We start from the raw sequence: 13,799 nt of genomic DNA, 5'->3' as shown, positions 1-13,799 counted from the left end.
GCAGTGGGAGCAGGGGGGGGGTTGGGACATCACATCTTGGCCTAACACACATCGCTGGCTGGACACGGTACCTGTGGGAGCGGGTTTCCCCGCGAATGCGTCAGATCAGGCAATGATGTTTTCAGGGCTGACGCATTCGCGGGTAAACCCGCTCCCACAAGGGGCGGTGATGGTGCGGTTATTGGTGTTCGGCGCCTTGCAGTGCTTCGTCACCCAGTTGCAAGGTCACGCCATGCTCGACCTTCTCCTCTTCGAACAGCCGCCACACCTGGCCACCTTCACTGCCCAGCAACTCAACGAAACGCCGCCCGTCAACCTTGTCTTCCAGTTGCCCCACATAACGCCCCGCCTCGACCCGGCTCAGCAGCACCTTGCGGTCCTTGTCCGGCTGGGTGGGCGAAATCAGGTTCAGCTCCAGGCTCTGTGGGTCGCTGCTGCCGGTCAGGCGCAGGTCCACTTCGCCGGTCAGTTCGTCCAGGTGCATGCTGGCCTTCAGGCCCAGGTTCTGCGCCAGCAGTTCACGGTCCAGCGAGCGGTTGATGCCCTTGCCGGCCTCGTAGTAGTTGTCGTTCACCAGGTTGTCCGGGTTGTGCACGGCGATGCTGACCATGGTCAGGCTCAGGCACACCGAGGTGGTGAGGATGCCGATGATGATCCAGGGCCAGAGGTGCTTGTACCAGGGGCTGGCGGCGGTGGCAGGCATTGTTGGTTATCTCTCTTAGCGGATCTGTGGGCCGATGAAGCGGCTCTTGGCTTCAACCTGGGCAGCGCTGTCGTCGGCGCTCTTGAGGATGAAGGTGATTTCGTTGGTGGTCGACGGCAGTTTTTCCGGGGCGACCGACAGTTGTACCGGCAGGCTGACAATATCACCGGCGGCCACGCGGATCTCGCGCTGGCCTGCGAGCTTGAGGTCTGGCAGGCCGGTGGCGTCCAGCACGTAGACGTGGTCGCGCTGGTCCTTGTTCATCACTTTCAGGCTGTACACGTTCTCGATCCGGCCCTGGGCGTTCTCACGGTACAGCACACGGTCCTTGCTGACGTCGAAACCGACCAGCGAACGGGTGGCGAAGGCCGTGGCCAGGCCAACCATCATCACCAGCAGCACCACGGCATAGCCGATCAGGCGTGGGCGCAGCATGTGGGTTTTCTGCCCTGACAGGTTGTGCTCGGTGGTGTAGCTGATCAGCCCTTTGGGGTAGTTCATCTTGTCCATGATGCTGTCGCAGGCGTCGATGCAGGCTGCGCAGCCAATGCACTCGATCTGCAAGCCGTCACGGATGTCGATGCCGGTGGGGCAGACCTGCACGCACATCGTGCAGTCGATGCAGTCACCCAGGCCTTGGGCTTTGTAGTCGGCATCTTTTTTACGTGGGCCACGGGTTTCGCCACGGCGCGGGTCGTAGGACACGATCAGTGTGTCCTTGTCGAACATCACGCTCTGGAAGCGTGCGTAAGGGCACATGTATACGCACACCTGCTCGCGCAGCCAGCCGGCGTTGCCGTAGGTGGCAAGGGTGAAGAAACCGACCCAGAAGTAGGCCCAGCCATCGGCTTGGCCTGTGAAGAATTCGATGACCAGTTCACGGATCGGCGAGAAGTAGCCGACGAAGGTCATGCCGGTGACGAAGCCGATCAGCAGCCACAGGCTGTGCTTGGCGAACTTGCGCAGGAACTTGTTGCCGCTCATGGGCGCTTTGTCGAGCTTCATGCGCTGGTTGCGGTCGCCCTCGGTGACCTTTTCGCACCACATGAAGATCCATGTCCACACGCTTTGCGGGCAGGTGTAGCCACACCACACTCGGCCGGCGTAGACCGTGACGAAGAACAGGCCGAAGGCGGCGACGATGAGGATGCCCGAGAGCAGGATGAAGTCCTGCGGCCAGATGGTGGCGCCGAAGATGTAGAACTTGCGCTCTGGCAGGTTCCACCACACGGCCTGGTGGCCGCCCCAGTTCAGCCAGACGGTGCCGAAGTACAGCAGGAACAGCACCGCACCGCCAGCCATGCGCAGGCGGCGGAACAGGCCGGTGAAGGCGCGGGTGTAGATTTTCTCACGGGAGGCGTAGAGGTCGACGGAATCCTTCCCTTTGTTGGCAGGCGGGGTGACGTCATGTACCGGAATTTGCTTGCTCATCATCAAGTCCCACGGCAGTGGAGAAACGCCGCGGCCAGTGCGTGCCGGCCGCAGTCTCGCGCAATCTGCTAGCGCTCTGCGGTCCATGATACGCCGCTGATGGCGGTATGGGGCCGCACTGCGACCTTTAGTCGCGTTGGGTTCGTGGTGTGAAACGTGTTATGGCGGGTGTCAATTGATCCAGGTCATCAGGTGGTGCATTTGCTAGCCTCTTCGCGGGTTTACCCGCGAAGAGGCCAGGCCTGCTTACTCAGCCTTGGCCGGTGCCTGGTCCTGGTGCGACAGGCTATACACATAAGCCGCCAGCAGGTGCACCTTGTCGTTACCCTGCATCTGCTCCTGGGCCGGCATCTGCCCCTGGCGGCCATAACGGATGGTCTGCTGCAACTGGGCAAAGCTCGAACCGTAGATGAACGCCTGCGGGTGGGTCAGGTTCGGCGCGCCCATGGCTGGCGTACCCTTGCCTTCCGGCCCGTGGCAGGCCACGCAGTTGGCGGCGAAGATCTTCTGCCCGTTCTCGGCATCGGCCTTCGCGCCTTCCGGCAGCGTGCGGCCATCAAGCTTGCTGACCACGAACGCGGCCACGTCGGCCACACCCTGTTCACCGATCACCTCGGCCCAGGCCGGCATCACGCCGTGGCGGCCGCCCATGATGGTGGTCTTGATGGTGTCCGGCTCGCCGCCCCAGCGCCAGTCGTTGTCGGTCAGGTTGGGGAAGCCGAAGGCACCCTTGGCGTCGGAGCCGTGGCACACCGAGCAGTTGGAGGCAAACAGCCGTGCGCCCATTTTCAGCGCCTGCGGGTCCTTGGCCACTTCCTCCAGAGGCATGGCGGCGAACTTGGCGAAGATCGGCCCGAAGCGGGCGTCGGCCTTGGCCATTTCCTTTTCCCACTCGTGCACGCCGGTCCAGCCTGGCTGGCCGTTGGAAAACTCGGTCTGCTTGTCGTTATCCAGGTACGAGTAGCCCGGCAGGATGCCTTTCCAGTTGCCCAGGCCCGGGTACAGCACCAGGTAGCCGAGGGCGAAGATGATGGTGCCGACGAACAGCCAGAACCACCACTTGGGCAGCGGGTTGTCGTACTCCTCAATGCCATCGAAGGCATGCCCGACGGTTTCGTCGGTAACCTCTTCGCGCTGGCCCTTGCGGGTCGACAGCAGCAGCCAGGTCAACGAGAAGATGGTGCCCAGGGTCAGGACGGTAACGTACAGACTCCAGAAGGTTGTCATTGTTTTTTGCTCCCAGAAGCTTTTGCGTGCTCGACGTGCCGGCTGGCCTCGGGGGCATCCGCGAAGGGCAGTTGGGTCGCTTCGTCGAAGTCCTTTTTACGCCGTGGGTTGAACACCCACAGCGCCAGGCCCACGAAGGCCACCATCACCACGACGGTGCCCAGGCCGCGAATCATCCCGATATCCATCAGCGTCACCGTTTGCTCTTGATGATGGTGCCAAGACCTTGCAGGTACGCGACGATGGCGTCCATTTCGGTCTTGCCCTTGACCGCATCACGTGCGCCGGCGATGTCGGCGTCGGTGTACGGGGTGCCGAGTGTGCGCAGTACTTCCATCTTCTTCGCGGTGTCCTTGCCGTCGAGTTTGTTCTCGACCAGCCACGGGTACGACGGCATCTTCGATTCCGGTACCACGTTGCGCGGGTTGTACAGGTGCGCGCGGTGCCAGTCATCGGAGTAGCGGCCACCGACGCGGGCCAGGTCCGGCCCGGTACGCTTGGAGCCCCACAGGAACGGGTGGTCCCACACGCTTTCACCGGCCACCGAGTAGTGGCCGTAGCGCTCGGTTTCGGCGCGGAACGGGCGGATCATCTGCGAGTGGCAGCCCACGCAGCCTTCGCGGATATAGATATCGCGGCCTTCCAGCTCCAGCGCGGTGCGCGGCTTCATGCCTTCGACCGGTTTGTTGGTGACGTCCTGGAAAAACAGCGGGACGATCTGGGTCAGGCCACCGACGCTCACGGCGATGACCATGAAGAAGGCCAGCAGGCCTATGTTCTTCTCGACGGCTTCATGCTTCATCAGTGCGCTCCCACAACGACGATCTTGGCGGCTTCCTCAGCCTGTGCCGGGTTGGCGGCACGTACGGTACGGAACACGTTGTAGGCCATCAGCAGCATGCCGGTGGCGAAGAACGCACCGCCCAGGGCGCGGACGATATAGCCAGGGTGGCTGGCCTGCAGGGCTTCGACGAACGAGTAGGTGAGGGTGCCGTCATCGTTGATGGCGCGCCACATCAGGCCTTGGGTGATGCCGTTGACCCACATCGAGGCGATGTACAGCACGGTACCGATGGTGGCCAGCCAGAAGTGCGCGTTGATCAGGCCAACGCTGTGCATCTGCTCGCGGCCGTACAGGCGCGGGATCATGTGGTACACCGCACCGATCGAGATCATCGCTACCCAGCCGAGGGCGCCGGCGTGGACGTGGCCGATGGTCCAGTCGGTGTAGTGCGACAGCGAGTTTACGGTCTTGATGGCCATCATCGGGCCTTCGAAGGTGGACATGCCGTAGAACGCCAGCGACACCACCAGGAAGCGCAGGATCGGGTCGGTGCGCAGTTTGTGCCAGGCACCGGACAGGGTCATCATGCCGTTGATCATGCCGCCCCAGCTGGGTGCCAGCAGGATGATCGACATCACCATGCCCAGCGACTGCGCCCAGTCAGGCAGGGCGGTGTAGTGCAGGTGGTGCGGGCCGGCCCAGATGTACAGGGTGATCAGCGCCCAGAAGTGCACGATGGACAGGCGATACGAGTAGATCGGCCGCTCGGCCTGCTTGGGTACGAAGTAGTACATCATCCCCAGGAAGCCGGTGGTGAGGAAGAAACCTACGGCGTTGTGGCCGTACCACCACTGGATCATCGCGTCGGTGGCGCCGGAGTAGGCCGAGTACGACTTGAACAGGCTCACCGGCAGCGAGATGTGGTTGACGATGTGCAGCATCGCGGTAACCACGATGAAGGCACCGTAGAACCAGTTGCCGACGTAGATGTGCTTGGTCTTGCGCTTGACGATGGTGCCGAAGAACACCAGCCCGTAGGTGACCCAGACGATGGCCAGCAGGATCGCCAGTGGCCACTCGAGCTCGGCGTATTCCTTGGTGGTGGTGTAGCCCATCGGCAGGGTGATCAGTGCACCGACGATCACTGCCTGCCAACCCCAGAAGGTGAAGGCGGCCATGCTGTCGGAGATCAGCCGGGTCTGGCAGGTGCGCTGCACCACGTAGTAGCTGGTGCCGAACAGCGCACAGCCCCCGAAGGCGAAGATCACCAGGTTGGTGTGCAGCGGGCGCAGGCGGCCGAAGCTGGTCCAGGGTAGGTCCAGGTTCAATTGCGGCCATACCAGCTGCGAGGCGATGAAGACGCCGAGGCCCATGCCAAGGATCCCCCAGACCACCGTCATGATGGCGAACTGGCGGACGACCTTATAGTTATAAGCAGTCGGACTGATTGCTGTGCTCATTCTAAGGTTCCACGGTTTTAATGTTCTTGTTGGTCGAAAAATCGGCGCCAGTATTGATAACCACTTGGATTACCGCAACGCAACTTTGGTACGCCGACCCGTGCCCGAGCCCGTTCACTGATGTCCCGCAGTGATCGGGTCCGGGCGATTGTACACAAATAAATATTTGTAATGTGTACCGTTTTTCACCTTTTTCTGATCGATCGGTCAAGCTTTTTATCGGGACGGCGACAGGCTATGCGCCGCGTCTGCTTCGGTCCTTTCGGCGCGAAGCCCACTGAGGCAACAAGCTTAGTTCTGTTCGGAGGGGGTGCAAGGGAGGGGTGGAGCGGGGAGAGGGGCTGCTGCGCAGCCCATTCGCGGGTAAACCCGCTCCCACAGGTCAGGCGCAACCTTCAAATGTGGCGCAGTACCGGTGGGAGCGGGTTCACCCGCGAAGGGATGTTACTTGGCTGTCAGCTCTGGCGAAGCTTGATCCTGCGACAGGCTGTACACATACGCCGCCAGCAGGTGCACCTTGTCGTTGCCCTGGGTCTCGGCCTGCGCCGGCATCTGCCCCTGGCGGCCATAGCGGATGGTCTGCTGCAACTGGGCAAAGCTCGAACCGTAGATGAACGCCTGCGGGTGGGTCAGGTTTGGCGCGCCCATGGCTGGCGTACCTTTGCCTTCCGGCCCGTGGCAGGCCACGCAGTTGCCGGCGAAAATCTCCTTGCCCTTGGCCGGATCGGCCTTGGCGCCTTCCGGCAGGCTGCGGCCCTCCATGCTGGTCAGCACGAACGCGGCCACATCAGCCACGCCCTGCTCGCCGATCACCTCGGCCCAGGCCGGCATCACGCCGTGGCGGCCGTTCATGATCGAAGCCTTGATGGTTTCCGCTTCACCACCCCAGCGCCAGTCCTTGTCGGTGAGGTTGGGGAAGCCAAAGGCACCCTTGGCGTCCGAGCCATGGCACACCGAGCAGTTGGAGGCAAACAGGCGGCTGCCCATTTTCAGCGCCTGTGGGTCCTTGGCCACTTCTTCCACGGGCATGGCCGCATACTTGGCGAAGATCGGCCCGAACTTGGCGTCGGCCTTGTCCATTTCCTTCTGCCATTCGTTGGCGCCGGTCCAGCCATTTTCATAGCCCGGCAGAATGCCTTTCCAGTTGCCCAGGCCCGGGTAGAGGATCAGGTAGCCGACCGAGAACACCAGGGTGCCGACGAACAGCCAGAACCACCACTTGGGCAGCGGGTTGTCGTACTCCTCGATGCCGTCGAAGCTGTGGCCCATGGTCTGGTCGGTGGTGTTGTTGCTCTGGCCCTTGCGGGTGGCGAGCAGCAGCCAGGTCAGGCCAATCAGGCTGCCGATGGTCAGTACGCTGATGTACGTACTCCAGAAGGTGGTCATTGCCCGTTACTCCTAATGGCAGCAGGTTCCTGCCCGGCAGGGGGCAGGCGGTCGTCGACGAAGGGCAGCAGGCGCGCTTCGGCGAAATCACGGTCGCGGCGGCGGTTGAATACCCACAGGGTGAGGCCGATGAAAGCGATCATCACCACCAGGGTGCCCAGGCCGCGGATCATGCCGATGTCCAGTTCCATCGCACTTACCTCTTGTTCTTGATCGCGGTGCCAAGCACCTGCAGGTAGGCGACCAGCGCGTCCATCTCGGTCTTGCCCTTGACCGCGTCGCGGGCCCCGGCAATGTCGTCGTCGGTGTACGGCACGCCGAGGGTGCGCAGGGTGCGCATCTTGGTATCGGTGTGGCTGTTGTCGACCTGTTGGGCGACCAGCCACGGGTACGACGGCATCTTCGACTCCGGTACCACGTTGCGCGGGTTGTACAGGTGCGCACGGTGCCAGTCGTCCGAGTAACGGCCACCGACCCGGGCCAGGTCCGGCCCGGTGCGTTTGGAGCCCCACAGGAACGGGTGGTCCCACACGCTTTCACCGGCAACCGAGTAGTGGCCGTAGCGCTCGGTTTCGGCGCGGAACGGGCGGATCATCTGCGAGTGGCAGCCCACGCAGCCTTCGCGGATGTAGATATCGCGGCCTTCCAGTTGCAGCGCGGTGTAGGGCTTCATGCCTTCCACCGGCTTGTTGGTGACGTCCTGGAAGAACAGCGGGACGATCTGGGTCAGGCCGCCGATGCTGACGGCGAACACCATCAGCAAGGCCAGCAGGCCGACGTTTTTCTCGATGACTTCATGTTTCATCAGGCAGGTCTCCTCAAGCCAGCTGGGCGTTCGCAGGGGCAACATCAAGTGCCGGCGAACGCACGGTGCGCCAGGTGTTCCAGGCCATCAGGAACATGCCGCTGAGGAAGATCGCACCGCCGACGAAGCGCACGATGAAGCCTGGGTGGCTGGCCACCAGGGTTTCCACGAACGAGTAGGTGAGCGTGCCGTCGCTGTTGACTGCGCGCCACATCAGGCCCTGGGCGATACCGTTGACCCACATCGAGGCGATGTACAGCACGGTGCCGATGGTGGCCAGCCAGAAGTGCGCGTTGATCAGGCCGATGCTGTACATGCGCTCTTTGCCGAACACTTTCGGGATGGTGTGGTACAGCGCGCCGATCGAGATCATTGCCACCCAGCCGAGGGCGCCGGCGTGCACGTGGCCGATGGTCCAGTCGGTGTAGTGGGACAGCGCGTTGACCGTCTTGATGGCCATCATCGGGCCTTCGAAGGTGGACATGCCGTAGAACGCCAGCGACACCACCAGGAAGCGCAGGATCGGGTCGCTGCGCAGTTTGTGCCAGGCGCCCGACAGGGTCATCATGCCGTTGATCATGCCGCCCCAGCTGGGTGCCAGCAGGATCAGCGACATCACCATGCCCAGCGACTGTGCCCAGTCCGGCAGGGCGGTGTAGTGCAGGTGGTGCGGGCCAGCCCAGATGTACAGGGTGATCAGCGCCCAGAAGTGCACGATCGACAGGCGATAGGAATACACCGGGCGTTCGGCCTGCTTGGGCACGTAGTAGTACATCATCCCCAGGAAGCCCGCGGTCAGGAAGAAGCCCACCGCGTTGTGGCCATACCACCACTGCACCATGGCGTCGGTGGCGCCGGCGTAGATCGAGTACGACTTGGTCAGGCTGACGGGCAGTTCCAGGTTGTTGACGATGTGCAGCATCGCCACGGTGAGGATGAACCCGCCGAAGAACCAGTTGCCCACGTAGATGTGCTTGGTGTTGCGCTTCATCAGCGTGCCGAAGAACACGATGGCGTAGCTCACCCAGACAATGGTGATCAGGATGTCGATCGGCCATTCCAGTTCGGCGTATTCCTTGGAGCTGGTGTAGCCCAGTGGCAGGCTGATTGCCGCCAGCAGGATCACCAGTTGCCAGCCCCAGAAGGTGAACGCGGCCAGGCCCGGTGCGAACAGGGTGGTCTGGCAGGTGCGTTGCACCGAATAATAGGAGGTGGCGAACAGCGCACAGCCGCCGAAGGCGAAGATCACCGCATTGGTATGCAGGGGGCGCAGGCGGCCGAAGCTGGTCCAGGGGAGGTCGAAGTTGAGGGAAGGCCAGGCGAGCTGGGCGGCGATGAAGACGCCGAGCCCCATCCCGACGATTCCCCACACCACCGTCATGATGGCGAATTGGCGGACCACCTTGTAGTTATAGGCGGTACTGCTGGTTGTGTTCATGTATGGGTTCCCATCCACGGTTATTTGGCAGGCTTTACAGCGAGGCAAGCATGATTAATGGGCAAAGTGCCGGTATTGACGGGGATCAATGGGCGAAGGTCGGAAATGTCCCAGGCTTGCGCTGCGATCTTCCGCAGGTTGAAGGTAAAGACGGCTACAAGGGCTGCCTGATCCTGGCCCATGGCGCAGGTGCGCCAATGGATAGCGGGTTCATGGACGAAATGGCGCAAAGGCTTGCGGCGCTTGGGGTAGCGGTAGTGCGCTTCGAGTTCCCGTACATGGCCGAGCGCAGGGTTGCTGGCGGCAAGCGGCCGCCGAACCCGCAGAAGGTGTTGCTGGAATGCTGGCGCGAGGTGTACCGGCAGGTGCGACCTTTGGTCGCGGGCAAGCTGGCGGTGGGCGGCAAGTCCATGGGCGGGCGCATGGCCAGCCTGTTGGCCGATGAGTTGGGCGCGGATGCGCTGGTGTGCCTGGGCTATCCGTTCTATGCGGTGGGCAAGCCGGAGAAGCCGCGGGTCGAGCACCTGGCTGGCTTGAAGACGCCGACGTTGATCGTGCAGGGCGAGCGCGATGCGCTGGGCAACCGCGAGGCGGTGGCGGGGTATGCGTTGTCGCCGGCGATCGAGGTGAGCTGGCTAGTGGCGGGGGACCATGACCTGAAGCCGCTGAAGGCCTCGGGGTTCAGCCATGAGCAGCATATGCAGGCGGCGGCTGAGAGGGTTGCTGCATTCCTGTCGAAATAGCGCTGGCCTCTTCGCGGGCTTGCCCGCCAAGAGGCCGGAACAGGCCGGCGCTTAGTCGCGGTACTCGCACAGGTAGGCGGTATCCACCTTCACCTGCAGCTGGAACTTGCTGTCAGCCGGTACATTGAACTTGTCGCCGGCTTTGAAGGTTTCCCAGTTGTCGCTACCTGGCAGTTTCACGGTCAGGGCACCGGAAACCACGTGCATGATTTCACGCTTGGCAGTACCAAACTCGTATTCACCCGGGGCCATCACGCCGACAGTGGCCGGGCCTTCTTCGCCCGCGAATGCGATCGACTTGACGGTGCCGTTGAAGTACTCGTTGACCTGGAACATGGGCGACTCCTGAAAAGGGGGGGATGAAAAAGGGCTGGCCAGTATGCCCAAGCCCACAGGCCCCGTCATCTGCTTTCAGGTGCTGTTCGCCGGTAGGCTCAACGGCAGCAACCGCGCCGTGTTGCGTGCATCTTCCAGGGCCCGGTGCTGCTGCCCGCAAAAGTGCATGCCGGCCAGTTGCAGGGCACCGTTCAGGCCGGCTGGGCGCTGCAGGTGGCGGGCCTTGGCAAAGCGCTGCTTGAGGTTGATGTGCGGCAAGGTGCGCAGCAGGCTGTCGAGCCCGTGCTGCTGCCACTCCTGGTGCAGTTGCTGGCGGTCGTAGTCGCCCCAGCTGACCCAGGCCTGCAACTGCCCACGGTGGTGCCCGAGCCAGCGCTCAAAGCTTGCCCATACCTCGCGAAAGGGCGCGGCACTGTCCACGCTGGCCTGGCTGATGTGGGTCAGCTCGCGGCAAAACGGGGTCAGCTGCGGCCGCCGCCGCGGCCGCACAAAACGCTGGAAATGGTCGACCTCGCGGCCTTCGCGGGTAACCAGGCTTGCGCCAATTTCAATGACTTCCATCTCTGTGACCGGCCACCCACCATCGTCGGTGGTGGCTTCCAGGTCGATCACCAACCAATGGCCCATACCAGGCTCCCTTGCAGATCCTGCTAGAGCGTAGCCAATGTGCGGGCATACGGCACCCCCTGGCATTTTGCCGCCTGCTTTGGCATAAAGAGCAGGAACCTGTAGTTGTGTCGCCTCCCGAAAACGCCTAGCTTAGACGGATCCAGGCATGAAACGTGATGAGTGTCCGTCTTGACTCCAGCGCCCCTCAAGGCCTTGTCCACCCTGATGCTGCTGGCCGTGACCTGGCTGGCGGTGCCGGCATGGGCTGCCGACGCGATCGAAGTCAGGGTTGGCGCTGCGCATTTCCCGCCCTATACCGTGCGCCCCGAGCAGGGTGCCGACACCGGCCTGCTGCCGCAGTTGGTCGAGGCGCTCAACCGTTTGCAGCAGGGCTACCACTTCGTCCTGGTGCCCACCTCCATCCAGCGGCGCTTTGGTGACTTCCAGCAAGGCCGCACCGACATGGCCATTTTCGAGAACCCGCAATGGGGCTGGCAGCAAATCGCCCACCAGACCGTGGACATGGGCCTGGAAGATGCCGAAGTGTTCGTTGCCCGCCAGGCCAACGGCCGTGACCAGCATTACTTCGACGACCTGAACGGCAAACGTTTGGCGCTGTTCAACGGTTATCACTATGCGTTCGCCGGCTTCAACCCCGACCCGGACTACCTGCGCAAGGCCTACAAGGCGACGCTTACCTATTCCCACGACAGCAACCTGCTGATGGTGCAGGCCGGCCGCGCCGACATCGCGCTGGTCACGCGCTCCTACCTCAGCGATTTTCTGGCCCGCAACCCGGCCAGCCGGGCGCAACTGGTGCCTTCGCAGCGCATCGACCAGGTCTATCACCACTACGCCTTGTTGCGCCCGGGTGCGCCTATTGGCGAGCAGTCGTTCGCCGGCCTGCTGCGAGACCTGCGCGACAGCGGTGAACTGGCGCGCATCTTCGAGCCCTATCGCATCATGGTCAGCGTGCCAAAGGACTAAATTCCCGTACCGCAGCAACGTTCTCAGCAGTGAGCCTTTTCTTCATTTGCGTGAGTCAAGCCCATGCCGTTCGATGCCGCTTCGCAGCCCCATTCACCGCCACGCTGGCGCAGCCTCAGTGCCGAGGAGGGCGACAGCTGGCTGAGCCTCACCCTTGAAGGCCGCCCGTTGATCCAGTTGCGCCTGGAGGCAGGCGCCACCTTGCATGTTCATCTTGAAAACCTTTGCCCCGAGCGCCCTTATCAGGCCTTGTGGGCCGCCTGCTATTGGCTGCTGTCGCGCGACACGGCCTGCCAGCGCCTGGCCTGGCATTTGCCCGAGGCGCAGCCACAAGCGTTGTCCAGTGGCCTGCTGCTGGCAGGTGAAAGGCCGGGTGAGTACCTGTGCGAGCGGGCGCTGTTCTGGCAATTGCCACAGCCTTGGCTGGGCGAGTCGGTCGCTGCGGTGTACCCGCAGCAGATGCACATCAGCAACGGCAAGCGCCACCCACGCCGCGCGCCCAAGCCGCGTGGCGAAGTGTACCGGCGCTACGATGCGCGCCTGGGCAGTTGGGTGTCGCTGCGTACCCTGGAGATCGAGCAGGACCTGGAGCGCTTCAACCGCTGGCAGAACAACCCGCGGGTAGAAGCTTTCTGGCAGGAGGGCGGCACACTTGCGCAGCACCATGAGTACCTGGACAAACTTGAGGCCGACCCGCATACCCTGACCTTGATTGGCTGCTTCGATGACCAGCCGTTTGCCTACTTCGAGGCGTACTGGGCCAAGGAAGACCGCATTGCGCCGTTCTACCCGGCCGATGACTACGACCGTGGCATCCACATGCTGGTAGGGGAGGAGAGCCATCGCGGGCCGCACAAAGTGGCCAGCTGGCTATCGGCGCTGGTGCATTACCTGTTCCTGGATGACCCGCGTACCCAGCGGGTAGTGGCCGAGCCACGTGCCGACAACGGCAAGATGATCGGCTACATGCATGACCAGTGCTTCCATTGCGACAAGGAGTTCGACTTCCCGCACAAGCGGGCGGCGCTGATGATCCTGGGGCGGGAGCGGTTTTTCGATAGATGCAAGCTGGCTTGATTTCGAGTTGGCTTCTTCGCGGGCTCGCCCGCTCCCACAGGAAAGACGTCGCACCTGAATTCGCGCCGTACCTGTGGGAGCGGGCAAGCCCGCGAAGAACGAAACGCTGTTGCTTCAGGCCTGCCGGTTGGCGGTCTTGCGGCAATGCACCAGCGCATCGCGGATCATGAAGTTGACCAAGGTGGGTGACACCCCCAGCTCCTTGGCAATGTCCTTCTGCGGCACGCCATGCAGGCGGTACATCTCGAAGGCATAGCGGGTGCGCTGCGGCAGTTCGTTCAGCGCTTCGGCAATGTCGTCCAGCGCGGCGAGGTTGATGTGGGTGGCTTCGGGTGAGGCGTTCTGGATGACCACGTTCAGGCCTTCCTCCTCACTGCCGGAGTACTTCAGCTCCATCGCTTGCTTGCGGTAATGGTCGATTGCCAGGTTGCGCACGATCTGGAACAGGTAGCTCAGCTGCGCCTTGAACGACGAGGTGATCTGCGGGGCGGCGCTGAGCCGGAAAAAGGCGTCCTGCACCACGTCTTCGGCGCGCGAACGGCAGCCGGTGATACGGGCAGCGATCTTGACCAGGATGCTGCGGTTGTCGACAAAGGCCTGCAGTAATGGTGAATCGCACTTACTTGTGGATAGTTGTTCCGCCATGGAAATCACCTTGTCACAGAGGGGAAAGGAGGCGCCCAAGGCTGGGAAGCTTCCTACGACGTGCGACAAATTATTCAGAATGATAATGATTGTCAAATACGAAACGTAATTAGTACCTGTATATTTCGGTTCTAAGATCGTAGTGTGAAACCGGTCACTTCTGGCCCC

The 13,799-nt window shown here is 62.5% G+C and carries 16 protein-coding genes; 3 read left to right on the top strand and 13 right to left on the bottom strand.

The window, feature by feature from the left end:
- Window positions 1-178 precede the first annotated feature (178 nt).
- The 10 genes from ABE456_RS14785 to ccoN (ABE456_RS14740) form a co-directional block, all read right to left on the bottom strand.
- Window positions 179-703, bottom strand: coding sequence for a FixH family protein (locus ABE456_RS14785; RefSeq protein WP_346644582.1), 525 nt, complete (start codon window positions 701-703; stop codon window positions 179-181).
- A 15-nt stretch (window positions 704-718) separates the two neighbouring features.
- Entirely contained in the window at window positions 719-2,134 is a 1,416-nt protein-coding gene (gene ccoG / locus ABE456_RS14780) for a cytochrome c oxidase accessory protein CcoG (protein WP_346644581.1), read from the bottom strand.
- Window positions 2,135-2,380: 246 nt separating this feature from the next.
- Window positions 2,381-3,361 carry a cytochrome-c oxidase, cbb3-type subunit III gene (ccoP, locus tag ABE456_RS14775; protein ID WP_346644580.1) on the bottom strand — a complete coding sequence of 327 codons (981 nt, stop codon included), beginning with the start codon at window positions 3,359-3,361 and terminating at the stop codon, window positions 2,381-2,383.
- A complete protein-coding gene (locus tag ABE456_RS14770; RefSeq protein ID WP_346644583.1) occupies window positions 3,358-3,549 on the bottom strand; it encodes a cbb3-type cytochrome c oxidase subunit 3 in 192 nt (63 codons plus the stop codon). Before ABE456_RS14770 ends, ccoP (ABE456_RS14775) begins: the two co-directional genes overlap by 4 nt.
- Window positions 3,550-3,554: 5 nt before the next feature.
- Complete coding sequence (gene ccoO, locus ABE456_RS14765) at window positions 3,555-4,163, bottom strand: cytochrome-c oxidase, cbb3-type subunit II (RefSeq protein ID WP_003254286.1); 609 nt, start codon at window positions 4,161-4,163, stop codon at window positions 3,555-3,557.
- Window positions 4,163-5,605, bottom strand: coding sequence for a cytochrome-c oxidase, cbb3-type subunit I (ccoN, locus tag ABE456_RS14760; protein ID WP_015271137.1), 1,443 nt, complete (start codon window positions 5,603-5,605; stop codon window positions 4,163-4,165). The genes ccoO (ABE456_RS14765) and ccoN (ABE456_RS14760) overlap by 1 nt, the downstream gene beginning before the upstream one ends.
- A gap of 444 nt (window positions 5,606-6,049) precedes the next feature.
- Window positions 6,050-6,991 carry a cytochrome-c oxidase, cbb3-type subunit III gene (gene ccoP / locus ABE456_RS14755; RefSeq protein WP_346644579.1) on the bottom strand — a complete coding sequence of 314 codons (942 nt, stop codon included), beginning with the start codon at window positions 6,989-6,991 and terminating at the stop codon, window positions 6,050-6,052.
- The gene (locus tag ABE456_RS14750; RefSeq protein WP_346644578.1) at window positions 6,988-7,182 is read right to left on the bottom strand and encodes a CcoQ/FixQ family Cbb3-type cytochrome c oxidase assembly chaperone; all 195 of its coding nucleotides are present in this window, start codon (window positions 7,180-7,182) and stop codon (window positions 6,988-6,990) included. The genes ccoP (ABE456_RS14755) and ABE456_RS14750 overlap by 4 nt, the downstream gene beginning before the upstream one ends.
- A 5-nt stretch (window positions 7,183-7,187) precedes the next feature.
- Window positions 7,188-7,796: a cytochrome-c oxidase, cbb3-type subunit II gene (ccoO, locus tag ABE456_RS14745; RefSeq protein ID WP_013973492.1), complete on the bottom strand. Its 609-nt coding sequence runs from the start codon at window positions 7,794-7,796 to the stop codon at window positions 7,188-7,190.
- 13 nt (window positions 7,797-7,809) lie between these two features.
- The gene (gene ccoN / locus ABE456_RS14740) at window positions 7,810-9,234 is read right to left on the bottom strand and encodes a cytochrome-c oxidase, cbb3-type subunit I (RefSeq protein WP_051101401.1); all 1,425 of its coding nucleotides are present in this window, start codon (window positions 9,232-9,234) and stop codon (window positions 7,810-7,812) included.
- A gap of 50 nt (window positions 9,235-9,284) precedes the next feature.
- Between ccoN (ABE456_RS14740) and ABE456_RS14735 the strand changes: the two genes are divergently transcribed.
- The gene (locus ABE456_RS14735) at window positions 9,285-9,977 is read left to right on the top strand and encodes an alpha/beta family hydrolase (RefSeq protein WP_346644577.1); all 693 of its coding nucleotides are present in this window, start codon (window positions 9,285-9,287) and stop codon (window positions 9,975-9,977) included.
- 51 nt (window positions 9,978-10,028) lie between these two features.
- Here the strand turns inward: ABE456_RS14735 and ABE456_RS14730 are convergent, their stop codons facing one another.
- Together ABE456_RS14730 and ABE456_RS14725 are read right to left on the bottom strand one after the other, a co-directional pair.
- Window positions 10,029-10,313 carry a pyrimidine/purine nucleoside phosphorylase gene (locus ABE456_RS14730; protein ID WP_003259920.1) on the bottom strand — a complete coding sequence of 95 codons (285 nt, stop codon included), beginning with the start codon at window positions 10,311-10,313 and terminating at the stop codon, window positions 10,029-10,031.
- Window positions 10,314-10,388: 75 nt separating this feature from the next.
- Window positions 10,389-10,940 carry an exonuclease domain-containing protein gene (locus tag ABE456_RS14725; protein ID WP_346644576.1) on the bottom strand — a complete coding sequence of 184 codons (552 nt, stop codon included), beginning with the start codon at window positions 10,938-10,940 and terminating at the stop codon, window positions 10,389-10,391.
- Window positions 10,941-11,111: 171 nt separating this feature from the next.
- On the opposite strand from ABE456_RS14725, the gene ABE456_RS14720 reads away from it, so the two are divergent.
- Complete coding sequence (locus ABE456_RS14720; protein WP_346644575.1) at window positions 11,112-11,909, top strand: transporter substrate-binding domain-containing protein; 798 nt, start codon at window positions 11,112-11,114, stop codon at window positions 11,907-11,909.
- Between the two features lie 63 nt (window positions 11,910-11,972).
- Complete coding sequence (locus tag ABE456_RS14715; RefSeq protein ID WP_346644574.1) at window positions 11,973-12,986, top strand: GNAT family N-acetyltransferase; 1,014 nt, start codon at window positions 11,973-11,975, stop codon at window positions 12,984-12,986.
- 114 nt (window positions 12,987-13,100) lie between these two features.
- Here ABE456_RS14715 and ABE456_RS14710 read toward each other — a convergent pair whose 3' ends face one another.
- A complete protein-coding gene (locus ABE456_RS14710; RefSeq protein ID WP_201207791.1) occupies window positions 13,101-13,631 on the bottom strand; it encodes an RNA polymerase factor sigma-70 in 531 nt (176 codons plus the stop codon).
- Window positions 13,632-13,799 lie beyond the last annotated feature (168 nt).

The organism is Pseudomonas sp. TWI929, from assembly GCF_039673335.1.
GTDB lineage: Bacteria > Pseudomonadota > Gammaproteobacteria > Pseudomonadales > Pseudomonadaceae > Aquipseudomonas.
The sequence above is the reverse complement of the archived record's forward strand: the minus strand, read 5'-3'. Positions and strand labels throughout refer to the sequence as shown.